Consider the following 26,245-nt stretch of genomic DNA (forward strand, 5'->3'; position numbering starts at 1 on the left):
ATGGCAACCTTTCGCCAGCTACATAAATTTGGTGGTAGCAGCTTAGCGAATCCTGAGTGTTACCAGCGCGTGGTCAACATTCTTAGAGAATACTCATCAGCCACTGACTTGGTCGTGGTGTCGGCAGCGGGTAAAACAACTAACCGCTTGATTGAGTTTGTTGAAGCGCTCGATAAAGATGGTCGTATCGCTCACGAATGTTTGCAAGCACTTCGTCAGTTCCAACTTGAGCTGATTGAAGCGCTGCTTGAAGGTGAGTCTGCGGCTCAGCTAACGGCCACTATTCAGCAAGAATTTACCGCTTTGGGTGAGTTAACGGCTCCTCTAAGCGAAGCGCAAAAAGCACAAGTGCTAGGACACGGTGAGGTTTGGTCTTCACGTCTGTTAGCCGCTTTGTTGTGCCAACATGATTTACAAGCGGTTGCTCAAGATGCTCGTGCCTTTTTGCGTGCAGAAGTAGGTGCTCAACCTGAAGTTGACCGCGCACGTTCTTATCCTCTGATTAAAGAAGCTTTGGCGCAGCATGCACATTGCCGTGTCGTTATTACTGGCTTTATGGCTCAGAATTGCGAGGGTGAAACGGTATTGCTTGGTCGTAACGGCTCAGATTACTCAGCAACCGTGATTGGTGCTTTGGCTGAAGTTGAACGCGTGACGATTTGGAGTGATGTGGCGGGCGTTTACAGCGCAGATCCTCGTTTGGTTTCAGATGCGTGTTTACTGCCTCTACTTCGCCTTGATGAAGCCAGTGAATTGGCGCGTCTTGCCGCTCCAGTGCTTCATAGCCGAACGCTACAGCCTGTGGCTCAAAGTGCTATGGATCTCAGCTTACGCTGCAGCTATCAGCCGGAGGCGGGCTCTACACAGATAGAGCGTGTATTGGCATCGGGTCGCGGTGCAAAAATCATTACCTCTTTAGATGAAGTGCTGATCGTGCAGCTGACGTTTGGTCACGGCCATGATTTCGACCGCCTAGAGGGTGAAGTGCTTGAAGGGCTTAAGCGTGCTCAACTGGAGCCGCTTGCTTATGAGCTTGAACCGGATCAGCACTGTTTGCGTCTTGCTTACACAGAAGAGATCGCTGGTGGCGCTTTAGAATATCTACAAGATCACGCGATTGAAGCTGAGATTAAGCTTAAAGAGGGTTTCTCTTTGATTGCTGCCGTGGGTGCTGGCGTGACTAAGAACCCGAACCATTGTTACGGTTTCTACCAGCAGCTTAAGAGCTCGCCAGTTGAGTTCATCTCGGAAGCGAACTCTGGCTTGAGCTTAGTGGCTGTGATTCGTAAGAGTGAAACATCAAGCCTAGTGAAAGGTATTCACTCTCAACTATTCCAAGCGCAGAAGCGTGTTGCGATTGCTTTATGTGGCAAGGGCAATATTGGTTCAAGCTGGTTAAGCCTGTTTGCAGAGCAAAAAGCGGAACTTGAAAAGCGTCGTGGAATGAACTTTGAATTGGTTGCGGTGGTTGATAGCCAAACCTATTGGTTCGATGACCAAGGCATAGATGCGACTTCGGTAGGTAAGCGTTTTGATGATGAAGCGATTGCTAACAATGGTAACGGCTGGTTAGAGCGTTTAGGCTCTATTCAGGGTTATGACGAAGCAGTGGTTCTCGATGTGACTGCAAGCCCTGTGCTTGCAGCAAAGTACCTGCAAATTGCACAACAAGGTATCCACCTGATCTCGGCGAACAAGGTGGCTGGTTCTGCATCGAGTGAGTATTACCATCAAGTACAAGATGCTTTCGCTAAGATCAGCCGTCATTGGTTGTACAACGCGACAGTGGGTGCAGGCTTACCGATTAACCACACGGTACGTGACCTACGTGAAAGTGGCGATGACATCATTGCGCTGTCGGGTATTTTCTCTGGCACGCTGTCTTGGTTGTTCCAGCAGTTTGATGGCACGGTGCCGTTCAGCGAGTTAGTCGACTTAGCATGGCAACAAGGCCTGACTGAACCAGACCCGCGTGCTGACCTAGATGGTTCAGATGTGATGCGTAAGCTGGTGATTCTGGCGCGTGAGTCGGGTTTGGATATCGAACCTGAAAACGTAAAAGTAGAATCTCTCGTACCTGCAGAGCTGCAAGAGCTATCTGTGGATGACTTCTTCGACAAAGCTTCTGTACTGAGCGAAGAGTTGGCTGAGCGTTTGGAAAAAGCGCACTCTCAACAGAAAGTTCTGCGTTACGTAGCGCGTTTGGAGAAGAACGGTAAGGCAACCGTAGGCGTTGAAGCTCTGTCTAAAGAACACGCTCTAGCGAACTTGCTGCCTTGCGATAATATCTTTGCGATTGAGAGCAAATGGTACAAAGATAATCCATTGGTTATTCGTGGCCCGGGTGCTGGTCGTGAAGTAACGGCTGGTGCAATTCAATCTGACCTAAACAGAATGTCTAGCCTGTTTTAAATCCTAAATAGAATACTATTCACTAAGATAAATGAGGCTGAAAGCAGGATGTGTTTTTCAGCCTTTTTTCTGCATTATTTCTGCTTTGCGATCGATCTAACGACTTGAGTTTTACTCACGATCTACTTGAGAAAAATTCATAATGGATCTGTTGACATTAAATCGTATTCAATACATTCTACAGACATATAGACGTCTAAACGTCGTTTAAGGATTTGAGTTTTTAGTGGTTGCTTTTGCCACAGGGAGAGTAAGATGGGATACACACACGCTAGTCATATCGACGCTTTAAATCAGAATATCGCTGAGCTTTCTGACAACATCAATGTGTCATTTGAGTTTTTTCCACCAAGCAGTGAGAAGATGGAAGAGACCCTGTGGAACTCTGTTCACCGTCTTAAAACACTTCAACCAAAATTTGTATCGGTAACCTACGGTGCAAACTCGGGTGAGCGTGATCGTACCCACTCAATCATTAAAGAAATTAAGAACCAAACCGGCCTAGTGGCTGCACCGCACCTAACGTGTATTGATGCGAGCCGCGAAGAGCTGATTCAAATCGCTGACGATTACTGGGCGAATGGTATCGAGAGTATTGTTGCGCTACGTGGTGATATTCCAGCAGGTGGTGGTGCGCCAGAGATGTACGCATCTGACCTAGTAGAGTTACTTAAATCTCGCCACGATTTTGATATCTCAGTAGCGGCATTCCCTGAGGTTCACCCTGAAGCAAAAAGCGCTCAATCAGATCTTATTAACCTAAAGCGTAAAGTGGATGCCGGTGCTAACCGTGCAATTACTCAGTTCTTCTTTGATGTAGAAAGCTACCTACGTTTTCGTGACCGTTGTGTAGCGGCTGGTGTGGATGTTGAGATTGTACCGGGCATCTTACCGGTGTCTAACTTTAAGCAAGCGTCGCGCTTTGCTGCGATGAACAACGTAAAAGTACCAGGTTGGATGGCGAAGCAATTTGAAGGTTTGGATGATGATCCAACCACTCGTCAGTTAGTTGGTGCTAGCCAAGCGATCGATATGGTTCGTACGCTGAGCCGTGAAGGTGTGAAAGATTTCCACTTCTACACCCTAAACCGTGCAGAAATGACCTACGCACTTTGCCATACGTTAGGCGTTCGCCCACAGGTTGCTGCGCTGTAATTAAAGCGTTTGTAAACAGCCTCTGGCTGCAAACTTTCAAATCCTATAGATACAAAAAAGGCTTGGACTCATAGAGTTCAAGCCTTTTGCTTTTCTAGCTTCTAGCTTCTAGCTTCTAGCTTAAGCTAGAGCGCCAAGTTCAAGCAGTACTTCTTCAGCCCATACAATCCATGCTTCACGGATAAGTAGGTTACGACGAAGTGTTAGACGTTCAAGACGTGCTTGCTTATCTAGTGTCGATGGCGTTGCGTAGTAAGCTGCTTCGATTTCTTTGTAGTGAGAAACCAGTTTGCGAGACTCTTCTACTAGTTCAGCAAGTTGTACACGGTAAGCGTCAGAAGGTTGTACAGCACAAGCCATTAGCTTAGCTGAGAACTCGTCACGAACTGTTGGGTGTGCAGTTGGTTGTTCAAACCATTCACCTAGCGCGCCACGGCCAGCATCGGTGATAGAGTAAACTTTACGATCAGGTTTGCCTTCTTGAGGCTCAAGCACGCAAGTTACCTGGTCGTTCTGAGCCATTTTATTTAGCTCGCGGTAAACTTGTTGGTGGCTAGCTTTCCAGAAGTAACCAATGCTTGCGGAGAATTCTTTTGTGATATCGTAACCAGTAGCATCGCGTGTACTTAAAACGGTTAGAATTACGTGTGGTAATGACATGTCTGAAATCCAAATGGTAAACAGTAAACAAATACTTAAACAACAAGTGTGCTTCTAATGGCACGTTATATTGGTTATGTCTAAGTAGCACCAACTCATCGGTTGGTTATGTCACCTTACAAAGCCGTTTATCACCTAGGTTGACCAGTTTATTGGTCAAGTTGCTGCAGATTATTTTTTTGGAGTGTTTCCGCAGCGGAGCAGTAGTATATCTAAATAATAAGCATAAAGTAGAATACATGGACAAAATAACCCAAAAAACTGACAAAAAACTCAGTATTGCTTATTTTGTGAAACAAAAAGGTCGCACTAGGCGACCTTTTGTCTATTGAATAGTAGGAATCACTAATTAACCAGTGTTTCGCATGCCTGCTGCAATGCCTGCAATCGTCACCATTAGCGCTTCTTCTAGCTCTGCTGGTGGTGTTTCACACTTACGAGTACGGTAAAGCAGCTCTGCTTGAAGCATGTTTAGTGGCTCAACGTAGATGTTACGTAGGCGAATTGATTCAAGTCCCCAAGGGTCGCTCTGCATCAAGTTCTCGTTATTTTCTACATTCAGCACTGCTTTGATGTCTTTTTGCAGCTGTTCACGCAGCAATTCACCTAACGGTAATAGCTCTTCGTCAACAAGACGTTGGTCGTAGTACTTAGCGATTTCCATGTTGCACTTCGAGTACACCATTTCCAACATACCTAGACGGGTAGAGAAGAACGGCCACTCGCGACACATCTCTTCAAGCAGAGCTTGATGGCCTTGGTCTACAGAGTACTGAATCGCTTCACCCGCGCCTAACCATGCTGGAAGTACCAAACGGTTTTGGCTCCAAGAGAAGATCCATGGAATCGCACGTAGGCTTTCTACGCCGCCGTTCGGGTTACGCTTAGCAGGGCGAGAACCAAGAGGCAGTTTACCTAGCTCCAGTTCAGGCGTCGCTTGTCGGAAGTAAGGTACGAATTTCTCTTCACCACGAACCACGTTACGGTAAGCCTCACAAGAGACTTGAGACAGCACTTCCATTAGGTCGCGCCACTCTTGTTTAGGCTCTGGTGGCGGCAGAAGGTTCGCTTCTAGAATCGCACTTGCGTATAGGTTGAAGCTGTTTACCGCAACATCTGGCAAGCCAAGTTTAAAGCGGATCATTTCACCTTGTTCAGTTACACGTAGACCGCCTTTCAAGCTCTTAGGTGGCTGAGAAAGAAGAGCAGCGTGCGCTGGAGCACCACCACGACCAACCGTACCGCCACGGCCGTGGAATAGAGTCAGTTCAATGCCTTCTTCGTCGCAAACCTTAACCAGCTTGTCCATCGCATCGTATTGAGCCCAGCCTGCAGACATTACGCCAGCATCTTTTGCTGAGTCAGAGTATCCAATCATCACCATTTGGTGGTTCTGGATAAAGCCACGGTACAAGTCGATGCTCATTAGCTGCTTCATTACTGCTTCTGAGTTGTTCAAGTCGTCTAGCGTTTCGAACAGCGGGCATACGTCCATGCGGTATGGGCAACCACATTCTTGCAACAACAAGTGAACAGCCAGTACATCCGATGCAGTACGAGCCATAGAGATAACGTAAGCACCAAACGCTTCACGAGGTTGAGCAGCAATGACCTTACAGGTGTCTAAAACCTCTTTAACCTGTTCAGATGGCTCCCAATCACGAGGAAGTAGTGGGCGTTTTGAGCTTAATTCATTGGTTAAGAAAGCGATCTTGTCTTGCTCGCTCCACTGGTCGTAATCGCCAATGCCTAGGTAGCGAGTCAGTTCAGACAGCACATCTGAGTGACGTGTACTTTCTTGACGAACATCGAGACGCACTAGGTGTACACCGAATGCTTTTAGGCGGCGTAAGGTATCAAGCAGAGAACCGTCCGCGATTACGCCCATGCCACATTCGTGCAGCGATTGGTAACACGCGTACAGCGGTGTCCAAAGTTGGTCGATGTTCTGTAGTGTTTCTTTCTTTGGTACTTCCGCATCATGCAGTTTCGCATCAAGCACTTCTAACGTGTTGTTCAGCAGAGTTCGTAGGCTCTTTAGGATTGCACGGTAAGCTTCGTGCTCGTCCCCCGCTAGCTCACGAACGGCATCATTACACTTGGTCATCGACAGTTCGGTAATCAGCTCGTTCACGTCGCCTAGGTAAAGGTCTGCGGCTTTCCAGCGAGATAGGCGCAGTACTTCTTTAGTGATGGTGTGTGTTACGAATGGGTTACCATCGCGGTCACCGCCCATCCAAGATGAGAAGTGTACTGGACGAGCATCGATTGGCAGGCCTTCACCAAGGTAACCTTTTAGTCGGCCGTCCATTTCACGTAGGAAATCTGGCACAGCTTCCCAAAGCGAGTTTTCGACAACCGCAAAGCCCCATTTAGCTTCATCAAGTGGAGTCGGGCGTTGCTGACGAATTACATCAGAGTGCCAACCTTGAGCGATAAGTTGCTCTAGGCGACGTTCTGTTTTCACGCGCTCTTTGTGTGATAGGTCGCTTAATTCTAATTTAGATAGACACTCGTTGATCTTAACCAGTTTGTTGATCATGGTACGGCGAGTGATTTCTGTTGGGTGTGCCGTTAGAACGAGTTCAATGTTCAGGTCGCGAACGGCTTGTGCCGCGTCTAGCTTGCTGATGTCATTCTGATTTAATTTGGAAAATAGAGATTGCAGCACGTCTGGTTCACAAACATGCTCCTCACAGTGGCGAGAGATCGTGTGGTACTGCTCTGCCATGTTGGTGAGGTTGAGAAATTGGTTAAATGCACGAGCAACAGGAGTGAGTTGTTCGTTCGGCAGGTTTTTGATTTCTTCAACTAGGCTGTCACGGTCAGCTTTGTTGCCTGCGCGGGCGGATTTGGAAAGTTTACGGATAGTCTCCACTTTCTCTAAGATAACGTCACCATGTGCATCTTGGATTGTGTTACCTAGCAAGCGTCCCAGCATGCTTACGTTACTCTTGAGAGCGGCGTATTTCTCGTTCATTGTCATCCTGCCTCGTAAAAAAATTACATCCATTGTTCCTTGTTAAGTACACAATCTAGCGAAAACTGCTGTATCTAGTCAAATAAAGCATTCTAAGTTTGCAATTATTAGGTTTAGAAATGCGGGAGAAGTAAATTTTTCAATACTTCGGAATAAAGTGAAATTTAATTACAAGATCAGGCTGTGTTCGGGATAACAGAATAAAAGCCACCTTTTCGGGTGACTTTTATACAAAAATATCGGATAGCTAGTAATAACTAGAAACAATATTTACGGATCGATTTACTCAGAACATCAATCGTTGGGTCGATAAAATCGAAGCTTAAGAACTCATCCGGCTGGTGGGCTTGGTCGATTGAGCCTGGACCCAAAACTAAGGTTGGGCAAAGTTCTTGAAGGAAAGGTGCTTCTGTACAGTAGTTCACGGTTTGTGATTCAGTTTCGCAAACTGATTCCATGCCACCGATAAATGGATGGTCGTGTTGGCACTCGTAACCCGGGATAGGTTCGTGTAGTGGCGTAATCTCAATTCTGCCCGGCCATTTTGCTTCCACTTCTTTGAGTGCGCTGCGCAGCATGTTATCCAAACCATCTAAGCTGATACCCGGTAAAGGACGTACATCGTAGTGCAGCTCACAGCAACCACAGATACGGTTCGCGCTGTCGCCACCATGAATATGGCCAAGGTTTAGAGTAGGGCTTGGAATTGCAAACCCCGGGTGATGGTACTCTTTGACTAATTTGTCACGCAGTTGCATTAACGCAAACAACACTTCATGCATGATTTCGATAGCGTTGACTCCCAGTGCAGGATCAGAAGAGTGACCTGATTTACCGGTTACTCGTACGGCATTTGCCACGTGGCCTTTGTGTCCGCGAATCGGCACTAGGCTAGTCGGCTCGCCAATGATGCAGTAATCCGGTTTAAATGGTGCATTCTCCGTGAAGTGACGAGCACCTAGCATGGTGGTCTCTTCATCGCAGGTTGCCAGTACGTAAAGTGGCTTCGCCTGTTTGCTCCAATCCATCTTCTTTGCCGCTTCATAAACAAAAGCGAAGAAGCCTTTCATGTCGGCCGTGCCTAATCCGTAGAAGCGATTATTGTGCTCTGTCAGTGCATGAGGGTTGAAATTCCAACGCCCTTCATCAAATGGCACGGTATCGCTGTGTCCGGCCAATAATAAGCCGCCTTCACCCGAGCCCATTTTTGCGATCATATTATGCTTGCCAGGCTCAACTTCCACGACTTCTACGCTAAAGCCTAGGTCTTTAAACCATTGAGCCATTTTTTCGATCACTTTCTCGTTGCCATGATCCCAGCTTGGATCAGTAGAACTAATAGAGTCGGTGGAAATTAGGCCTTTATAGACCTCAAGGAAACTCGGTAATTGCATAATATCTTCACTTCTACTATTGACAGGAAAACTATAAGTCGGTAAAACACATATTAAATCATATTTAATGCATAAGAAATCAAATAAAGCTAAAAATTAAGTATGAATAGTCAAATTTTGAAATGTAACTTACCTCAGAAATGGATGTGTTGAGATGTTGAAAACCACGATCATTGGCGCAAGCGGCTACACAGGAGCAGAACTGGCTCTAATGATAAACAGACACCCTGAGCTCACGCTATCAGGTTTATATGTCTCAGCCAATAGTGTAGATGCGGGCAAACCTATCGCTGCACTGCACGGTAAGTTAGCTGGCCTGATTGATATGCCAGTACAACCTTTAACAAATCCGGAAGAAGTGGCCAAACAGTCTGATGTGATTTTTCTAGCAACGGCACACGAAGTCAGTCACGACCTAGCGCCAATTTTTCTAGAGAACGACTGCCAAGTTTTCGACCTATCGGGTGCATTCAGAGTTAAAGGTGAAAACTTCTATCAAGAGTTTTACGGTTTTGAACATCAACACGAACAATGGCTAGACAAAGCGGCTTACGGTTTAGCGGAATGGAACGAACAAGAAATAAAAGAAGCTCAGCTTGTTGCGGTAGCGGGTTGTTACCCAACGGCATCACAACTGGCGATTAAGCCCTTGGTTGAAGCCAAGTTACTTGATGAGAACCAATGGCCAGTGATTAACGCAACCAGCGGTGTGACTGGTGCAGGCCGCAAGGCGACCATGGTTAACAGCTTCTGCGAAGTGAGCTTGCAAGCTTATGGCGTCTTCAATCACCGTCATCAACCTGAAATGGCCGCACATTTAGGATGTGATGTGATTTTCACCCCGCACCTCGGCAACTTTAAGCGTGGCATTTTAGCGACCATCACCATGAAACTGGCTGACGGTGTGACAGAACAACAGATACAAGATGCCTTCGAGCAAGCTTATCAAGGTAAGCCAGCTGTGAGATTGCTCGAAGAGACATTGCCAAGAATTCAAGATGTAGAACAGACGCCTTTCTGCGACTTAGGTTGGAAGGTTCAAGGTCAACACATCATCGTTGTTTCAGCGATTGATAACTTATTAAAAGGTGCATCTAGCCAAGCGATGCAGTGTTTAAATTTACGTTATGGTTTTGCGCCATTAACTGCGTTAGTGTAAGGAAATCTAGATATGAGCCTTAATAATCAACCATTAATCATAAAGTTAGGTGGCGCTGCGCTATCTTGTGGTGAAACACTTAGCAAGTTATTTGGTGCTATCTCTGCTTACCAACAACAGGCACAACGACCAATCGTGATTGTTCACGGTGGTGGTTACCTTGTTGATGATTTGATGAATAAATTGAACCTCGAAACCGTTAAGAAAGAAGGATTACGTGTTACTCCTTATGATCAGATCCCTGTGATTGCTGGTGCACTAGCGGGTACGGCGAATAAATTACTGCAAGGTCAGGCGATTAAAGACGGTATCAATGCCGTTGGTTTGAGCCTAGCTGATGGTGGTTTATGCAAAGTGAGTGAACTGAACCCTGAGCTGGGTGCAGTAGGAAAAGCGGAGCCGGGCGACTCAACCGTCCTGCAAGCGATTCTTAATGCTGGCGCACTGCCAATCATCAGTTCAATTGGCCTAACTGAACAAGGCCAACTGATGAACGTCAATGCCGACCAAGCTGCGGTTGCCGTAGCTGGCGCACTTGATGCTGAACTGGTGCTTCTTTCTGATGTAAGTGGTGTGTTGGATGGCAAAGGCCACCTCATTCCAAGCCTTAATCAACAGCAAGCTGATGACCTTATTACAGGCAAAGTGATTACCGATGGCATGATCGTTAAGGTTCAAGCCGCACTAGAAGCCGCTAACGACCTTGGACGACCAATCGAAGTTGCCACTTGGCGATATCCAGAAAAGCTAACACAACTGTTTTCAGGTAAAAGCATAGGAACACAGTTTTTACCTCAGTAGGTCTCACAACGAGTCACTGCTTAAAGAATTTAGACAAATTAAATAAACATATAATTATGAAGTCATTTCCAACGCTGACCGCCATGTGCAGTATGGAAACTAGGAGAAAGAAAATGAGCAAAGTTAACGTAAAGAAAGTTGTAGTAGCCTACTCTGGCGGTCTAGACACATCCGTAATCATCCCATGGTTGAAAGAGAACTATGACTGTGAAGTGGTTGCGTTTGTCGCGGATGTTGGTCAAGGCGACGAAGAGTTGATTGGTATCGAGGAGAAAGCGAAAGCTTCTGGTGCTTCTGAGTGTTACATCGCAGACCTTAAAGAAGAGATGGTGGCAGATTATATCTACCCAACACTAAAAACAGGCGCTTACTACGAAGGCAAATACCTACTAGGTACGTCGATGGCTCGTCCAATCATCGCGAAAGCACAGGTTGAAGTCGCACGTAAAGTAGGTGCAGACGCACTGTGTCACGGCTGTACAGGTAAAGGTAACGACCAAGTTCGTTTTGAAGGCGCATTCGCTGCACTAGCCCCGGACCTACACGTAATTGCACCTTGGCGTGAATGGGATCTAGTGAGTCGTGAAGAGTGTCTAGATTACCTAGCAGAGCGTAACATCCCTTGTACGGCTTCTCTTACTAAGATTTACTCGCGTGATGCAAACGCATGGCACATCTCAACAGAAGGTGGCGTTCTTGAAAACACATGGAATGCACCTAACGAAGATTGCTGGGCTTGGACTGTAGACCCAGAGCAAGCGCCAAACGAATCTGAAACAGTGACGCTTAAAGTTGAAAAAGGCGAAGTGGTTGCGGTTGATGGCGAAACAATGACGCCATACAACGCACTGGTTTACCTAAACGAGAAAGGTGCTAAGCACGGTGTTGGTCGTATCGATATCGTAGAAAACCGTCTTGTTGGCATGAAGTCTCGTGGTTGTTACGAAACTCCAGGTGGCACAATCATGATGGAAGCACTGCGTGCAGTAGAGCAACTGGTTCTTGATAAGGCGGCATTCGAATTCCGTGAAGAGCTAGGTGTTAAGGCTTCTCACCTTGTATACGATGGTCGTTGGTTCACTCCGCTATGTAAGTCAATCCTTGCAGCGACAGAAGAGCTAGCACAAGACGTGAATGGTGAAGTGGTTATCAAGCTTTACAAAGGCCATGCAACGGTAACTCAGAAGCGTTCTGACAACAGCCTATACTCTGAAGAGTTTGCTACTTTTGGTGAAGATGAAGTTTACGACCAAAGCCACGCTGAAGGCTTCATCCGTCTTTACTCTCTATCAAGCCGTATCCGTGCTCTGAATAGCCAAAAGTAATGCTAACAATGAGTTAGCGAGCTAGCCTTCACTGAAATATTGAAGGTCAGTAAACAGACATGATTATGCAAAGTCCACTCACTATTGATTAGTGAGTGGGCTTTTTACTTTCTAATCGCCTAATAAATCAGCTTCGGTTTTTACTATCGAATGGCATATAATTCGCGCTCCACACTGAAAATAATCAATGGATTCAACTTTGGGTGAATAAATATGTGAAAATAATGAATTAATACTTTATTTTCATTTTGAATTGCCGTAAGTTTAAACCATCAGAAAAATACTGAATCTTAATCAGAATTATCATTTGCAAAAACAGTGAGCACTGTGCAATTAGGAGATACACAATGGCATTATGGGGCGGTAGATTTACCCAAGCAGCAGACACCCGGTTCAAAGATTTTAACGATTCTCTTCGTTTTGATTACCGATTGGCTGAGCAAGACATTGTGGGCTCAATTGCCTGGTCTAAAGCTCTATTGTCGGTCAACGTATTAACAGAAGAAGAGCAACAGAAGCTTGAGTTAGCGCTGAATGAGCTAAAACTTGAGGTGATGGAAGATCCTGAACAGATTTTACGTTCTGATGCAGAAGATATTCACAGCTGGGTTGAGCAACAACTTATCGGCAAAGTCGGTGATTTGGGCAAAAAGCTTCACACTGGCCGTTCTCGTAATGACCAAGTGGCGACAGACCTGAAACTATGGTGTCGTCAGCAAGGTAACCAACTGCTATTGGCGTTGGATCGCCTGCAAAGCCAGATGGTGAATGTTGCTTCTCAGCATCAAGAAACCGTGCTGCCTGGCTACACTCACTTACAACGTGCCCAGCCGGTAACTTTTGCTCACTGGTGCTTGGCTTACGTTGAAATGCTTGAGCGTGACTATTCACGTTTGAATGATGCGATTAAGCGTCTAGATACATGTCCGCTGGGTTCTGGTGCCCTTGCTGGAACCGCTTACCCGATGGACCGTGAAGAGTTAGCTCACAACTTAGGTTTCCGTCGTGCAACGCGCAACTCTCTAGATTCTGTATCTGACCGTGACCATGTGATGGAGCTAATGTCGATCGCTTCTATCTCTATGCTTCACCTTTCGCGTCTTGCAGAAGATATGATTTTCTACAACTCAGGTGAATCGAACTTCATCGAGTTAGCAGACACCGTGACGTCAGGTTCATCTCTGATGCCACAAAAGAAAAACCCAGATGCGCTAGAGCTTATCCGTGGCAAAACGGGCCGTGTATACGGTTCATTAGCTGCAATGATGATGACAGTAAAAGCTCTGCCTTTGGCGTACAACAAAGACATGCAAGAAGATAAAGAAGGTTTATTCGACGCTTTAGATACTTGGAATGACTGTATGGAAATGGCTGCTCTTTGTTTTGACGGCATTAAAGTGAACGGCGAACGTACACTTGAAGCAGCGAAACAAGGCTACGCGAACTCAACAGAGCTGGCTGATTACCTAGTAGCGAAAGGGATTCCTTTCCGTGAAGCTCACCACATTGTTGGTGTAACAGTCGTCGCGGCGATTGCTAAAGGCTGTGCACTAGAAGAATTAACCATCGCAGAGATGAAAGAGTTCTCTGAGGTGATTGAAGAGGATGTGTATGACATCCTGACCATTGAATCGTGTCTTGAAAAACGTAGCGCGCTAGGTGGTGTATCTCCACAGCAAGTGGCTTACGCGGTTGACCAAGCTGAGAAACGTTTGGCGCAGCGTGATACTTCCATCGTCAAGGTTCGTCCTGCTCGTTTGACTGACATTGAAGCATTGGAAGGCATGGTGGCTTACTGGGCGAACATGGGTGAAAACCTACCTCGCTCTCGTAATGAACTGGTGCGTGATATTGGCTCATTCGCTGTCGCAGAACATCATGGTGAAGTGACAGGTTGTGCATCGCTCTATGTGTATGACTCTGGCTTAGCGGAAATTCGTTCGTTGGGTGTTGAAGCTGGCTGGCAAGGTCAAGGGCAGGGGACTGCAATCGTGCAGCACCTTGTTGAGAAGGCTCGCCAAATGGCAATCAAGAAAGTGTTCGTACTGACTCGTACTCCTGAGTTCTTTATGAAGCATGACTTCTTACCGACATCGAAATCTCTGCTACCTGAGAAGGTATTGAAAGATTGTGACCAGTGCCCTCGTCAACATGCGTGTGATGAAGTGGCCTTGGAAGTGAACTTGGTCGAGCAGATAATTGCTAAGGTGAATGTTGCATAAGGCATTGATTTTATAGTCCCTAAAAAAAAGATCAAAAATCTGATCTTTTTTGGGAACAAACTAAGAAAAGCCCGGTCTATTAAAGTACCACTGCTTTTTCTTAGAATTTTCTAAGAAAGCCCTAGAATCGATTGGTTCTGGGGCTTTTTTCTATCTGCTGTTTGGGAAATTATACTCGTTCGATTGTTGTGACCAATTATCGGAGTATTGAACCTATCATCTAACCATTATTGCCTATCTAACAAACACTGCTGCTAACGCTTTTTGTTCCTTAAAGGTAGCACCAAAAACTTCATTATCCAATGCAACGACAATAAGCCACTGAATGCGAAAGCTGCCATCATCAAAGCGATGGCGTTGATGGTTTTTGGGTCTTCCCTGAAAAACAGCCACCATACTCCCCAACTTAATATCGACAACACCGTGAGCTGATTCATACAACGTTGGCAACGACCGAGTTTGTTGAAGATTTTTTCATTTTTATTGCAATGAAGACATGTCATCTTGGGCTTGATTCGCGTTATGCTTATTGCCCTGATAATACCACGTCACAAGATATTGGATCACGGTGACATAGAGAGAGAAGATCGATGATTGAGCGCCAAGAAACCAAGCAACGCATGAGCCGTATTGTTAAACACAACGGTACTATCTACCTATGTGGCCAAGTTTGTGCGGATGCAACAAAAGGCATTACAGAGCAAACACAGACGATGCTGGATAAAGTAGAAGCGTTACTTGAGCAAGCAGGCAGCGACAAAGAGCACATGCTGTCAGCAACCATTTACTTGAAAGACATGAAAGACTTCCAAGAAATGAACGCAGTATGGGATGCATGGATTCCAGAAGGTCACGCTCCAGCTCGCGCATGTGTGACTGGCGACATGGCTCGTGAGGCACTACTGGTTGAGATCTCTGTGATTGCAGCTGAGAAGTAATTCTCTCGCATTTAGCAATAAGTAACGGTTTAAGAGATTCCAGATACTTCGTCCCTCAGTGCTGGAATGACGGATTAAGTTTTGGTTTAGATGCATAAATAAATCAACGTCATTCCCGGTAGTGACGAAGGAGCGTGGTCGGGAATCTATTATTTGCTCGTTACCAAAAACAAAAAGGAAAGCCAATGGCTTTCCTTTTTAGTATCTAGTCTTTGTTTACAGATCAAACTGCTACCTGTCTCAATGACCTGAGATTAACAACCAGGGCCACAATCTAGACAGTGTTTCACCATCTCTGGACCAAGGTGCAGTTTCGCATTGAGGTCACGCAGCGCTGTTCGTACACCTTCTTCAATTACTGGGTGGTAAAATGGCATATCCAACATTTCAGAAACCGTCATCTTTTTCTGGTGTGCCCATGCGAGTAAGTGAGCCAAATGTTCTGCGTTTGGTCCCATCATCTCAGCACCAAGGAAACGGCCTGTACCTTGCTCGCCGTAAACGTGCAGAATACCTTTGTTGCGTAGCATCACTCGTGAACGACCTTGGTTCTCGAAAGACACTTCACCCGTTGCGAAACAACCACATGTGCCTAAGCGGGTTATGATCTCTTTGTATGTTTCACCAACCATCGCGATTTGTGGGTCAGAGAATACCGCAGAGATTTTAGAGCGGCGCAAGCCTGCGCGAATCTCAGGGAAGCGACCTGCATTATCACCCGCAATACGTGCTTGGTCTGCTGCTTCATGCAGTAGAGGCAGTTGGTTGCTTGCATCACCAGCGATAAATACTGATGGTAGTGATGTTTGAAGCGTGTAGTGGTCAGCGATAGGAACACCACGTTCATCAAGCTCAAGAGAGGTATTCTCTAGGCCAAGTTTATCTGTATTAGGACGACGACCTGTTGCTGCCAGTACGTACTCAACGACGTTAGTTTCTAGCTCACCTTGCTTATTGATAAACTGGATTTCGACACGTGGTTCACCTGACTCAGTGGTAATACGCTTCATGCTTTCGATTTTCACGTCGGCATCTAGGTAGAACTCTTCATTGAAGGCTTTATCTGCATACGCCATGATCTCTGGGTCGGTTATTGGGCCAACTTGACCACCCAAACCGAACAATTTGGTCTTCACACCTAAGCGGTGTAGTGACTGACCAAGCTCAAGGCCAATAACACCAGGGCCAAATACGGCAAGCGATTCTGGTAAGTCATCCCAGCTGAACACATCATCGTTAATGATCAGGCGGTCACCAAGTTCATTCCAAACTGCAGGGTATGCAGGGCGCGAACCTGTCGCGATAACAATACGCTTAGCCGTCACAATCGTGTGGTCATCAATTTGCAGCGTGTTGTCGTCTAAAAATTTTGCGTAACCAGAGATCTTGTCTTGCTCTGGGATTTCATCAACGCCTTCTAAAACAAAACCAACAAAACGGTCACGTTCAAACTTTACTCGGCCCATCACTTCACGGCCGTTAATCACGATATTGCCTTGTGGGTGAACGCCAAAAGCCGGAGCTTTCTCAATTTGGTGTACGCTTTCTGCAGCTGCAATAAGCAGTTTAGATGGCATACAACCAACACGAGCACAGGTTGTACCGTAAGGGCCGCCTTCAATCATCACGACACTGTCAGTGTGTGCTTTTGCAGCGCGGTAAGAACCTAAACCTGCCGTACCGCCCCCGATAACTGCTACATCTACATTGACTTGTTTCATAATAATTTTCTCGCAATGGCTAAATTTTGTTTGAACGAACCCCTCCAACTCTGGTGATTTTTTGAGAGTCAGGATAGTGGGTCAGTTTTGTGATTCTGTTTTATTAGGTTTAGCTTGTGACTCTGCTTTTATTGCTAATTATAGGTTAGTAAAAGACAGGCGAGTCACCAGCTATATTCTTTTTTCCAAAACTCAGATAAGAGCGTTTGGAATGGCTAACCCACAAGAGGGTGGGTTAGCTGATACTTCTAAGTCTATATCGGCGATGAAGCGATTAGCCTAGGAAAGTTTCTAGTTCTTCGCTACCACCGATGTGTTTGCCACCGATGAATACTTGAGGAACGGTAGTGCGACCAGAGATTGCACGTAGGCTTACTGTTGTTGCATCTTTACCTAGAACTACTTCTTCGTAGTTCAGACCTTTGTCGATTAGGTTCTGTTTTGCTTTCATACAGAAAGGACAGCCTGGCTTAGTGAATACTGTGATTGACTCTTGCTCTTTGTGCTCTGGAGCAAGGTAGTTAAGCATAGTATCAGCATCAGAAACCTTGAACGGGTCGCCTGGTACGTCTTCTTCGATGAACATTTTTTCTACCACGCCGTTTTTAACCAGCATGCTGTAGCGCCATGAACGTTTGCCGAAGCCGATGTCGTTTTTCTCAACTAGCATGCCCATGCCGTCTGTGAAATCACCGTTACCATCTGGGATGAATGTGATGTTTTCCGCTTCTTGGTCTGCTTTCCAAGCGTTCATTACGAATGTGTCGTTTACTGAAACACACAGAATGTCATCAACACCGTTCTCTTTGAATACAGAGTGTAGCTCGTTGTAACGAGGAAGGTGGCTTGACGAACATGTTGGTGTAAACGCACCTGGTAGGCTGAATACGATAACTGTCTTGTCTTTGAATAGCTCTTCCGTCGTTACGTTAACCCATGCATCACCTTGGCGAGTTGGGAATGTTACTTGAGGGATTGATTGACCTTCTTTAGATGCAAACATATTGATTTCCTTAAATAGTATTTTTAATTTTGTTCTATCAGAGCTTAACGTTTTTCTTCGCTCTGTTTCGTTTCGTTGAGCCCATTATTAGATAAATCCTTTGATAGCTCTAATCGTTTAATGTTATGGTTTTGATAGGTAAATTCTATCAAGAGCATTTTTCTTTTAAATGTTTCTATTAGAACCCTTGTTCTTATTTAAACCTGAGGTAAGAGACTGATCATGAACATTCGTGACTTTGAATACTTGGTGGCGCTCGCAGAGCATAAACACTTCCGAAAAGCGGCAGAAGCGTGCTTTGTCAGTCAGCCGACACTAAGCGGTCAAATACGCAAACTAGAAGATGAAATTGGACTTCAGTTAACCGAGCGTAGTCCAAGGAAGGTAATATTTACAGAATCAGGGTTACAACTTGTTGAACAAGCCAAGCGTATTCTCAATGAAGTGAAAACTTTTAAGGATATGGCGAGTGGACACGGTGAAGCGATGACCGGACCAATGCACATTGGTTTCATCCCAACCGTGGGTCCTTACATTCTGCCTAAGATTGTCCCTCACCTGAAAGAGAGCTTTCCTGAGTTAGAGCTATACCTGCATGAAGCCCAAACTCATCAATTAGTGAGCCAGCTTGAAGATGGCAAGCTGGACTGCTTGGTACTGGCTGCGGTTGATGAAACCGCGGTGTTCAAAGAGATTGATGTGTATGACGAACCATTAAGTGTCGCGGTTCCATGTGACCATGAGTGGGCTCAGCAGGACACCGTTGATATGCTCCAACTCAATGGACAGACAGTATTGGCGTTAGGTGACGGTCACTGTTTAAGAGACCAAGCCCTAGGGTTCTGTTTTGCTGCGGGTGCAAAAGATGACGAGCGCTTTAAAGCGACCAGCTTAGAAACGCTACGTAACATGGTGGCAGCAGGGGCGGGCATTACCTTGCTACCTCAGTTATCGGTGCCAAAGGAAAAGCAGAAAGATGGTGTGTGTTACGTACCTGCGGTGAATCCAACACCTTCACGTCGAATTGTCGTGGCTTACCGTCCGGGCTCTCCATTGAAGGGACGTTTCGAGCAATTGGCTGATACGATTCGAACTCAACTGGAGAAGACGGCTTAGTGCTTGAGTTTAGAGCCTAGTCTGGTCAGATATAGATATAAAAAAAGGGTTGATATGAATGCATATCAACCCTTTTTATTGGTTCATGTTACTAGGTTCAACAAACCCTAGTTAGAACAGCTCTTCTACTGCTTCACCTGATGAGGTTGAGTAGATGTCGTCATTGAAACGTTCAGTGATGTATTCGGTTGGCTCTGTGCCTTTCTCGAAGTACTCGAACATTGATGAGCTATCGAACTTGTTGGTCAGTAAGCCAGTCTCACGGTCGATACGAACACGAACGATGTTTTCTGGAAGCTCTTTACGCTCAGCAGGAACGCCCGCTAACGCCGTACCCATGAAATCAACCCATGCAGGTTCTGCTGTTTTCGCGCCAGCTTCTGCACCAGTAATCTGATTCTTACCAAGGTTCGAGTTCGCTTTGGTTCTGCCTAGGTTGCGGTTGTGGTTATCAAAACCAACCCATACCGTTGCAACCATGCCAGGGCCGTAGCCGCTGTACCAAGTATCTTTTGAATCGTTGGTGGTACCCGTTTTGCCGCCAATGTCACGACGCTTCAACGGCTGCGCACGCCAACCAGTACCGTTCCAACCAGTGCCAGCGCTCCAATCACCGCCACCCCAGATGTTGCTGTACATCATTTCACGAACAAGGAATGCGTTCTGTTCAGAGATAACTTGAGGTGCGTATTGTACTTTGGCATCCACATCTTGTTCTGCAAATTCATCAGCCATTGGGTCTGTGGTTATTTGCTGTTGGCAATCGTCTTTACAAACTACTTTTGGTGTCGCTTCAAACTCAGTCTCACCAAATGGTGTCTCAATGCGGCTGATGTAGAAAGGTTCAACGTAGTAACCACCGTTAGCGAATACTGAGTAACCTTGCGCTACTTTCATTGGCGTTAAGCTACCAGCACCTAGCGCAATAGTTTCAGAACGCGGTACTTCGTCAATATCAAAGCCAAAGCGAGTTAGGTAGTTACGAGTGTCATCTAAGCCAACTTCACGCAGTACACGTACCGCCATTACGTTTTTAGATTGAGCTAAGCCAATACGTAAACGAGTTGGACCCACGTAAGTCGGTGGCGAGTTCTTTGGTCGCCATGCTGTACCTTGGCTCTTATCCCATTGGTTAATCGGTGCATCGTTGATTAGTGAGGCTAGCGTTAAGCCTTTCTCAATCGCTGCTGAGTAGATAAATGGTTTGATACCAGAACCCACCTGACGAATAGATTGTGTTGCACGGTTGAACTTGTTGTGAACAAAGTTAAAGCCACCGACCATCGACAATACCGCGCCGTTGTTCGGGTTCATTGCAACAAATGCGGTATTCGCATTAGGTACTTGGCTTAGTCGCCATACAATCGGCGTTTTTGATTCTGCCGTTGCTGACTCTTCTGTCGGCTCTTCAGAGACTTCGTCGCCTGTTACGGCTTCATGGCGAACCCAAACTTGCTCACCAACAGCTAGAATCTCTTTTGCTTGAGATGGAGCAGGGCCTTGGCGATTGTCTGTTAGGAACTTACGTGCCCAGTTCATGCCTTGCCATTCAATTGTGCCTTCACCTTGGTTTTTAACCCAAACCTGAGCGCTTTTCGAGTCAACTGAAGTTACAACCGCAGGGACTAGGTCACCATAGGTTGGCTGAGACTTAAGGTGTTTAACGATCTTGTCGTGGTCCCAAGCTGATTGCTCGGTTTGCCATAAGACTTTTTCAGCACCGCGGTAGCCGTGACGCTCATCGTAGCCAAGCAGGTTCTTAATCGCTGCTTGGTTCGCTGCTTTCTGTAGTTTTGAATCAACGGTGGTGTAGACCTTCATACCTGATGTATAAGCGGCTTCGCCATAGCGTTCCACCATCCAAGCACGTGCAACTTCTGCAACATACGGTGCGCTCAGTTCAATTTCTGCACCATGGTACTTCGAGATCAGCTTTTCACTGCGAGCTTCATCAAACTCTGCTTGAGTGATGTATTTCTCGTCTAACATACGACGTAATACAACGTTACGACGGTTAGTCGCGCGCTCGACAGAATAAATAGGGTTCATTGTTGATGGTGCTTTTGGCATACCTGCAAGCGTAGCTAGCTCACTTAGGGTTAGATCTGGAAGATCTTTACCGAAGTAAACACGCGCTGCTGCGCCGAAGCCATATGAGCGGTGGCCAAGGAAGATCTTGTTTACGTACAGCTCCATGATCTCTTCTTTGCTAAGCAGTTGCTCAATGTGGATCGCAATGAAGATCTCTTTAATCTTACGCATGTACGTTTTCTCATTAGATAAGAAGAAGTTACGCGCAAGCTGCTGAGTAATGGTACTCGCACCTTGTTTTGCAGAACCCGACATAGCAACCACGATCGCTGCACGAGTAATACCGATTGGGTCAATACCTGGGTGTTCGTAGAAACGGCTATCTTCGGTGGCAATCAGAGCCTCAACTAAGTGGCGAGGAATCTCGTCATAAGTCACCGGGTTACGACGCTTTTCACCAAATTGAGAGATCAACTTACCGTCTTGACTGAAGACTTGCATCGGCGTTTGGAGTTCTACGTCGCGCAAAGTGGCAACATCAGGCAACTCTGGTTTTACGTAATAATAAAACCCGAAAATTGTACTGACTCCAAGAATCATGCAAATCAATGTAAATATGAATAATCGCTTTATGAACTTCACCGGATAATCCCTGATTAGTTAAGGCTGATAAGCAGCAAACCCTTGTACTCTAGGCTAAAAACTTAGCTTTCGTTTATTAACGCTTATTTAACTAATAATCACAACCCCTAGATAATCAACGAAATGCTTGGCACTTCAGGAGCTAGGTCACATGGGTTCATCATTAATTACAGGTATAGATATAAATCATCACAGCATCAAAGCCGTGGTACTAAAACCCGTGGGGGAGTTGTATGCCCTAGTGGGATACAAAGAGCTGCCGATTTCGGACGACATTTTTACAGCTAACCATACTTTGGAGTATCAGAAAACTGTTAAGAAACTTAAAGAACTTAGGAAAGGACTGCCTTTTGGCTGTCGCAACGTCGCCATTTCGGTACCTGATAACACGGTGATCAGCAAAGTACTGCAAATAGAGAGTGAGTTAGAAGACAGAGAAAAAGAGTTTTCTATCTATCAAACCTTCGCCCATCAATCTCCCTTTCCTATCGAGGAGCTGAGTTTAGATTTTGTAAAGCTGGAAGACAAACGATTTGGTAAAGGTTCGACAAGCAGTTATCAGGTATACGCCACTCGTAAGGAAGTGGTGGATAGCCGAGCTTATGCATTAACTAAGGCTGGTTTTAAACCTGTGGTGGTAGATACACAGGCACATGGGCTGCTCAATATCTGGCAACTAGCCTCGCGTCTGTATCCCGAAAAGAAAAACTGGCTGCTGGTGGATGTTGGCATCGACCAAACGTCGCTAGGAGTTATCCCGCAGAATTCAGTGCCTTTCTATAAAGACATCGCTTTTGGTACTCAAGATCTTCGCAGCTCGGATAACCCAAGTGATACAGAAGGTGTGCTCGGCACGGCTGAAGATACCCATCAATTCATTGTTAATTTGATTGAGAAGCTCAAGCGTCAATTACAGCTTTATTCATCGGGAAATGCGCAGCAACCTATCTCTGGGATCTGGCTGATGGGTGAGGGTGCCAGCATTCCTATGGTAACCGAAGAGCTAGAGCGCCATTTTCAGCTGAGCTGTGAGTCATTGAATCCTTTGTCTCTGTTTGAGAACAAGGTCGCCAAGAGACGTCGACTGCCAATGGACTGGCAACACTTTGGCATTGCCGCGGGTATGGCGATGAGTGGACTCAAGTGGCAGGGAGAAAAGCATGTTGCATCAAATTAACCTGCTGCCTTGGCGTGATGAGATTCGTGCTCAGCATAAGAAGCGTTTTGTTCATCTGGTCATTCTCGGTGTCATCATTGCGCTTGGTGGGCAATGGGCGGTCGGTAACTATTTTCACGACCAACAAGCCAAGCAGCAAGCGCGCCTTAGCTATCTCAATCAATACATCGCTGAGCTCGACCGACAGATTCAGTCATTAAAAGTCGCCGAACAAGAGCACAAAGCCATTCTCACTCGACTAGATGTGGTGGAGTCTTTACAGCTTGGCCGCAATAAGACCACCGACTTCATGAACCTAATGCCGGAGCTGATTCCTGAGGGTGTATATGTCGACAAGATAAAGATGAATGGTCAGGAGATTGAAATGTCGGGTATCAGCGACAGTACGGCTCGTCTCGCCACGATGTTGGATAACCTCGAGCGTTCAGATTCTCTGAAAGGGGTTGAGATGCACTCTATCGTTCATAACCGCAAACGCTTCAATAAAGAGTTTCAGACCTTCAAGGTCTCTTTTGTGTTCAGCCCTGTGTCTTTAGAAAACACAACCGCAGAGAGCACTGCCGCGAGCAGAAAAGAGAAGGGGGCACATCATGGCTAACCTTCAAAATAGGATTAGTTGGCAAAATAGGATGAGCTTGCAAGATCTCGATGTTGATGAGATCACCGAATGGCCATTGTTGCCTCAGCTTCTCGTGATTCTGGTGTTGATAGTGTTAATCCAAGGTGTTGGCACTTGGCTTTATGTGCTGCCGCTCGACGATGAACTGCAACAGATGAAGCAACAGGAGCACACCTTAAAAACGACCTTGCGAATAAAGGCGAATAAGGTTGCAGCCTTACCTAAACTCCAGAGCCAATTAGAGGAGTTAACCAGCCGTTACGATTACTTGTTAGAGCAGCTGCCCGTTCAAAAAGAACTGGCCAGTATGTTGGCGTCAGTGAATGAGCTCGGCTTGGATAACTCGCTGACCTTCACGCGAATTGATTGGGGGCAAAAGCAGAACAAGGAGTTCCTCTATCGATTGCCTCTCAATATTGAGCTGACAGGTGACTATCACGAGATTGGTGACTTTTCTGCTGCCATCGCCAAGCTGCCGCGCATTATCAGCTTTGATGATGTGAATTGGCAGCGAGTCAGTCAAGAAAGCAGCACGCTGCACTTTAGGGTTCGAGCTTATACCTACCAGTTTAAATCGGAGGTCAATGATGAAACCCAATAGTGCGTTTTACTCAATCGTGTTGCTGCTTGCGTTATCAGGCTGCAAGGCTAATCAAGACTCACTGCCAGACTTTGTCGCGCAAGTTGAAGCCAAGGCCAGAAAAGACGTTGAGCAACTTGTCCCAGCAACTGAATTCACGGCGGCGACCTATCAGCGCCAAGCTTTTCGTCCTCCCTTTGAACTGCCTAAAGAAGCCATTGTGCAAAATCAACCCTTGGTGAAAAAAGACTGTTGGCAACCCAGCGCTCGTTCTCGTAATGGCAAGTTAGAGAAGTACCCGTTGAGTAAGCTTCGTTTAAGAGGCGTCATGGGAAGCGGAACAAGTGTATTTGGCTTAGTGCAAACACCCAAAGGCAACGTGGTAAACGTCAAGAAAGGCCAGTTTATCGGCTTAAACAATGGCCGAGTTACTAAGGTGACGAGCCAGTACGTTCAGATTAATGAAACTCTTCCAGATGGCTTAGGTTGTTGGCATAAGCGCAACGTTAGGCTGGCTCTGAAGTAAACCAATGTCACATGATGTGGATATGAGATGTAAATATGATTAAAGGAATAAGTAGATTAGTAAGCAAGGCTCTACAAGGTTTTGCTGTGTCTGTGATGTTGGTTGTTAGCGTGCTCAGCTATGCCGAGAGCTTACCTAATAAATTAGAGAATATTGATTTTAGAGTGAACAAGGATAAAGACGCCGTCATCATCATTGAGCTGGCGACCAGTACCGCTGTGGTGGATGTTCAACGTGCTCAGGAAGGGTTAAGTATCGAGTTAATCAATACTCAGGTTGATGATGACAAGCTTTACCTACTGGATGTGAAAGACTTCGCCACCTTGGTTGAAGGTATTGAGGTCTACAAAGAGACACCAAGCACTCGGCTTCTAGCGACGATTAGCAATGACTATCAGTATGAATATAATCTAAAGGGGCGCTTTATTGAGGTGGTGATCAGCAAACCGGTTATTGATGAAGTGACCAAAGAAAAAAGCGTTCTAGAGAAAGAGGGCAAGCTGATATCGATTAACTTCCAAGATATCCCAGTACGAAATGTCCTGCAGTTGATTGCCGACTATAACGATTTCAATCTCGTGGTGTCTGATTCGGTAGCCGGAAACCTGACGTTACGTTTAGATGGCGTACCTTGGCAGCAAGTTCTCGACATTATCTTGCAAGTTAAAGGCTTGGATAAGCGTGTTGATCGCAATGTTATCTTGGTCGCGCCGAAAGCGGAACTCGATCTTCGAGAGCAACAAGCGTTAGAGAAATCTCGCTTGGAAGAGGAGTTAGGGGAGCTTAAGTCGGAAATCATCAAGATTAACTTTGCTAAAGCCACCGACATTGCCGACATGATTGGCGGTGAAGGCGCGGTCAGTATGTTGTCCGATCGTGGCTCAATTACCATTGATGAGCGCACCAACTCACTACTCATTCGTGAGCTGGAAGAAAACATTGCCGTGATCCGAGGCATCATTGAATCGTTAGACATTCCAGTGAAGCAAGTACAGATAGAGGCGCGTATCGTCACTGTTACCGAGGGTAACCTGGATGAGCTTGGTGTGCGCTGGGGTGTTTCATCAACCAACGGAAGCTTCACCGTTGGCGGTTCAATTGAAGGTAACCACCCATCAGCGATTACGCCGTATGACGACGATAGCGGCAGCAGCGTGATTGATGACTATCTCAACGTAAATTTAGGAGCAACATCGCCGAACGCTTCGAGTATTGCGTTTCAGGTAGCCAAGTTGGGTTCGGATACCTTGCTTGATCTTGAATTGTCAGCACTGCAACAAGAGTCGAAAGCTGAAATTATTTCGAGCCCACGCTTAATCACCACCAATAAAAAGCCCGCCTATATTGAGCAAGGTACTGAAATTCCTTATTTAGAGTCCTCTTCAAGTGGCGCTACGTCGGTCGCGTTTAAGAAAGCCGTGTTGAGTCTTAAGGTGACACCGCAGATCACGCCCGACAATCGTTTGGTATTGGATTTGAGCGTGACTCAAGATAGACCAGGGCAAGTGGTAAAAACCGGAACCGGTGAGGCGGTCGCAATTGATACGCAAAGAATAGGTACGCAAGTGCTTGTTAATAATGGTGAAACTGTCGTGCTTGGCGGGATATTTCAACACAGCGTGAGCAGTACGGTGGATAAAGTTCCTCTGTTAGGAGACCTGCCAGTTTTGGGTGCATTGTTCCGTCGCAGCTATGAAAATGTGGGTAAAAGTGAACTGCTTATTTTTGTCACACCTAAAGTTGTGATTCAGTAATGAACAATTAGATTAAAAATAAAGTTGCAT

The 26,245-nt window shown here is 46.0% G+C and carries 20 protein-coding genes; 13 read left to right on the forward strand and 7 right to left on the reverse strand.

The window, feature by feature from the left end:
* Together QQ041_RS05835 and metF are read left to right on the forward strand one after the other, a co-directional pair.
* Positions 1–2,412 carry a bifunctional aspartate kinase/homoserine dehydrogenase II gene (locus QQ041_RS05835; protein ID WP_285953301.1) on the forward strand — a complete coding sequence of 804 codons (2,412 nt, stop codon included), beginning with the start codon at positions 1–3 and terminating at the stop codon, positions 2,410–2,412.
* A 255-nt stretch (positions 2,413–2,667) separates the two neighbouring features.
* Positions 2,668–3,567, forward strand: coding sequence for a methylenetetrahydrofolate reductase (metF, locus tag QQ041_RS05840; RefSeq protein ID WP_004729683.1), 900 nt, complete (start codon positions 2,668–2,670; stop codon positions 3,565–3,567).
* A gap of 120 nt (positions 3,568–3,687) precedes the next feature.
* Here metF and QQ041_RS05845 read toward each other — a convergent pair whose 3' ends face one another.
* The 3 genes from QQ041_RS05845 to argE form a co-directional block, all read right to left on the reverse strand.
* Positions 3,688–4,227, reverse strand: a complete 540-nt coding sequence (locus QQ041_RS05845; protein WP_010435321.1) for a PadR family transcriptional regulator — start codon at positions 4,225–4,227, stop codon at positions 3,688–3,690.
* 349 nt (positions 4,228–4,576) lie between these two features.
* Positions 4,577–7,213 (reverse strand): phosphoenolpyruvate carboxylase, encoded by a 2,637-nt coding sequence (gene ppc, locus QQ041_RS05850; protein WP_017063683.1) that lies wholly within the window; start codon positions 7,211–7,213, stop codon positions 4,577–4,579.
* Between the two features lie 251 nt (positions 7,214–7,464).
* Positions 7,465–8,601, reverse strand: coding sequence for an acetylornithine deacetylase (argE, locus tag QQ041_RS05855; protein ID WP_285953302.1), 1,137 nt, complete (start codon positions 8,599–8,601; stop codon positions 7,465–7,467).
* 154 nt (positions 8,602–8,755) lie between these two features.
* Between argE and argC the strand changes: the two genes are divergently transcribed.
* The 4 genes from argC (at position 8,756) to argH (ending at position 14,108) form a co-directional block, all read left to right on the forward strand.
* The gene (gene argC / locus QQ041_RS05860; protein ID WP_017099991.1) at positions 8,756–9,760 is read left to right on the forward strand and encodes an N-acetyl-gamma-glutamyl-phosphate reductase; all 1,005 of its coding nucleotides are present in this window, start codon (positions 8,756–8,758) and stop codon (positions 9,758–9,760) included.
* A 12-nt stretch (positions 9,761–9,772) separates the two neighbouring features.
* On the forward strand, positions 9,773–10,561 hold the full coding sequence (gene argB, locus QQ041_RS05865; protein WP_017061138.1) for an acetylglutamate kinase: 789 nt from the start codon (positions 9,773–9,775) through the stop codon (positions 10,559–10,561).
* Between the two features lie 113 nt (positions 10,562–10,674).
* Positions 10,675–11,886 carry an argininosuccinate synthase gene (locus QQ041_RS05870; RefSeq protein WP_017061137.1) on the forward strand — a complete coding sequence of 404 codons (1,212 nt, stop codon included), beginning with the start codon at positions 10,675–10,677 and terminating at the stop codon, positions 11,884–11,886.
* Between the two features lie 347 nt (positions 11,887–12,233).
* Positions 12,234–14,108 carry an argininosuccinate lyase gene (argH, locus tag QQ041_RS05875; protein ID WP_048659175.1) on the forward strand — a complete coding sequence of 625 codons (1,875 nt, stop codon included), beginning with the start codon at positions 12,234–12,236 and terminating at the stop codon, positions 14,106–14,108.
* A gap of 254 nt (positions 14,109–14,362) precedes the next feature.
* Here the strand turns inward: argH and QQ041_RS05880 are convergent, their stop codons facing one another.
* Positions 14,363–14,611, reverse strand: coding sequence for a DUF3624 domain-containing protein (locus QQ041_RS05880; protein ID WP_146492428.1), 249 nt, complete (start codon positions 14,609–14,611; stop codon positions 14,363–14,365).
* Positions 14,612–14,698: 87 nt separating this feature from the next.
* Between QQ041_RS05880 and QQ041_RS05885 the strand changes: the two genes are divergently transcribed.
* Positions 14,699–15,046, forward strand: coding sequence for a RidA family protein (locus QQ041_RS05885; RefSeq protein ID WP_285953303.1), 348 nt, complete (start codon positions 14,699–14,701; stop codon positions 15,044–15,046).
* Between the two features lie 254 nt (positions 15,047–15,300).
* Here the strand turns inward: QQ041_RS05885 and QQ041_RS05890 are convergent, their stop codons facing one another.
* Both QQ041_RS05890 and QQ041_RS05895 read right to left on the reverse strand, forming a co-directional pair.
* Complete coding sequence (locus QQ041_RS05890) at positions 15,301–16,767, reverse strand: dihydrolipoyl dehydrogenase (protein WP_285953304.1); 1,467 nt, start codon at positions 16,765–16,767, stop codon at positions 15,301–15,303.
* Positions 16,768–17,041: 274 nt separating this feature from the next.
* A complete protein-coding gene (locus QQ041_RS05895; RefSeq protein ID WP_017061133.1) occupies positions 17,042–17,770 on the reverse strand; it encodes a glutathione peroxidase in 729 nt (242 codons plus the stop codon).
* A 222-nt stretch (positions 17,771–17,992) separates the two neighbouring features.
* On the opposite strand from QQ041_RS05895, the gene oxyR reads away from it, so the two are divergent.
* A complete protein-coding gene (gene oxyR, locus QQ041_RS05900) occupies positions 17,993–18,886 on the forward strand; it encodes a DNA-binding transcriptional regulator OxyR (protein ID WP_285953305.1) in 894 nt (297 codons plus the stop codon).
* Between the two features lie 111 nt (positions 18,887–18,997).
* Here the strand turns inward: oxyR and QQ041_RS05905 are convergent, their stop codons facing one another.
* Positions 18,998–21,559, reverse strand: coding sequence for a penicillin-binding protein 1A (locus QQ041_RS05905; protein ID WP_285953306.1), 2,562 nt, complete (start codon positions 21,557–21,559; stop codon positions 18,998–19,000).
* Between the two features lie 151 nt (positions 21,560–21,710).
* On the opposite strand from QQ041_RS05905, the gene pilM reads away from it, so the two are divergent.
* The 5 genes from pilM to QQ041_RS05930 are packed head-to-tail and all read left to right on the forward strand — an operon-like array spanning position 21,711 to position 26,215.
* Positions 21,711–22,736 (forward strand): type IV pilus assembly protein PilM, encoded by a 1,026-nt coding sequence (pilM, locus tag QQ041_RS05910; RefSeq protein ID WP_285953307.1) that lies wholly within the window; start codon positions 21,711–21,713, stop codon positions 22,734–22,736.
* A complete protein-coding gene (locus QQ041_RS05915; protein ID WP_285953308.1) occupies positions 22,720–23,334 on the forward strand; it encodes a PilN domain-containing protein in 615 nt (204 codons plus the stop codon). Before pilM ends, QQ041_RS05915 begins: the two co-directional genes overlap by 17 nt.
* Complete coding sequence (locus QQ041_RS05920; protein ID WP_146492434.1) at positions 23,327–23,956, forward strand: type 4a pilus biogenesis protein PilO; 630 nt, start codon at positions 23,327–23,329, stop codon at positions 23,954–23,956. The genes QQ041_RS05915 and QQ041_RS05920 overlap by 8 nt, the downstream gene beginning before the upstream one ends.
* Positions 23,943–24,461: a pilus assembly protein PilP gene (locus QQ041_RS05925; RefSeq protein WP_210446842.1), complete on the forward strand. Its 519-nt coding sequence runs from the start codon at positions 23,943–23,945 to the stop codon at positions 24,459–24,461. Before QQ041_RS05920 ends, QQ041_RS05925 begins: the two co-directional genes overlap by 14 nt.
* A 35-nt stretch (positions 24,462–24,496) precedes the next feature.
* A complete protein-coding gene (locus QQ041_RS05930) occupies positions 24,497–26,215 on the forward strand; it encodes a type IV pilus secretin PilQ (protein WP_285953309.1) in 1,719 nt (572 codons plus the stop codon).
* Positions 26,216–26,245: the final 30 nt, after the last annotated feature.

The organism is Vibrio sp. TMPB1044 (genome assembly GCF_030442075.1).
Taxonomy (GTDB): Bacteria; Pseudomonadota; Gammaproteobacteria; order Enterobacterales; family Vibrionaceae; genus Vibrio; species Vibrio satsumensis.

Excerpts from the sequence above, each read along its gene's own strand:
- QQ041_RS05835 (WP_285953301.1), top strand. The coding sequence starts at position 1 with ATGGCAACCTTTCGCCAGCTACATAAATTTGGTGGTAGCAGCTTAGCG.
- metF (WP_004729683.1), top strand. The coding sequence starts at position 2,668 with ATGGGATACACACACGCTAGTCATATCGACGCTTTAAATCAGAATATC.
- QQ041_RS05845 (WP_010435321.1), bottom strand. The coding sequence starts at position 4,227 with ATGTCATTACCACACGTAATTCTAACCGTTTTAAGTACACGCGATGCT.
- ppc (WP_017063683.1), bottom strand. The coding sequence starts at position 7,213 with ATGACAATGAACGAGAAATACGCCGCTCTCAAGAGTAACGTAAGCATG.
- argE (WP_285953302.1), bottom strand. The coding sequence starts at position 8,601 with ATGCAATTACCGAGTTTCCTTGAGGTCTATAAAGGCCTAATTTCCACC.
- argC (WP_017099991.1), top strand. The coding sequence starts at position 8,756 with ATGTTGAAAACCACGATCATTGGCGCAAGCGGCTACACAGGAGCAGAA.
- argB (WP_017061138.1), top strand. The coding sequence starts at position 9,773 with ATGAGCCTTAATAATCAACCATTAATCATAAAGTTAGGTGGCGCTGCG.
- QQ041_RS05870 (WP_017061137.1), top strand. The coding sequence starts at position 10,675 with ATGAGCAAAGTTAACGTAAAGAAAGTTGTAGTAGCCTACTCTGGCGGT.
- argH (WP_048659175.1), top strand. The coding sequence starts at position 12,234 with ATGGCATTATGGGGCGGTAGATTTACCCAAGCAGCAGACACCCGGTTC.
- QQ041_RS05880 (WP_146492428.1), bottom strand. The coding sequence starts at position 14,611 with ATGACATGTCTTCATTGCAATAAAAATGAAAAAATCTTCAACAAACTC.
- QQ041_RS05885 (WP_285953303.1), top strand. The coding sequence starts at position 14,699 with ATGATTGAGCGCCAAGAAACCAAGCAACGCATGAGCCGTATTGTTAAA.
- QQ041_RS05890 (WP_285953304.1), bottom strand. The coding sequence starts at position 16,767 with ATGAAACAAGTCAATGTAGATGTAGCAGTTATCGGGGGCGGTACGGCA.
- QQ041_RS05895 (WP_017061133.1), bottom strand. The coding sequence starts at position 17,770 with ATGTTTGCATCTAAAGAAGGTCAATCAATCCCTCAAGTAACATTCCCA.
- oxyR (WP_285953305.1), top strand. The coding sequence starts at position 17,993 with ATGAACATTCGTGACTTTGAATACTTGGTGGCGCTCGCAGAGCATAAA.
- pilM (WP_285953307.1), top strand. The coding sequence starts at position 21,711 with ATGGGTTCATCATTAATTACAGGTATAGATATAAATCATCACAGCATC.
- QQ041_RS05915 (WP_285953308.1), top strand. The coding sequence starts at position 22,720 with ATGTTGCATCAAATTAACCTGCTGCCTTGGCGTGATGAGATTCGTGCT.
- QQ041_RS05920 (WP_146492434.1), top strand. The coding sequence starts at position 23,327 with ATGGCTAACCTTCAAAATAGGATTAGTTGGCAAAATAGGATGAGCTTG.
- QQ041_RS05925 (WP_210446842.1), top strand. The coding sequence starts at position 23,943 with ATGAAACCCAATAGTGCGTTTTACTCAATCGTGTTGCTGCTTGCGTTA.
- QQ041_RS05930 (WP_285953309.1), top strand. The coding sequence starts at position 24,497 with ATGATTAAAGGAATAAGTAGATTAGTAAGCAAGGCTCTACAAGGTTTT.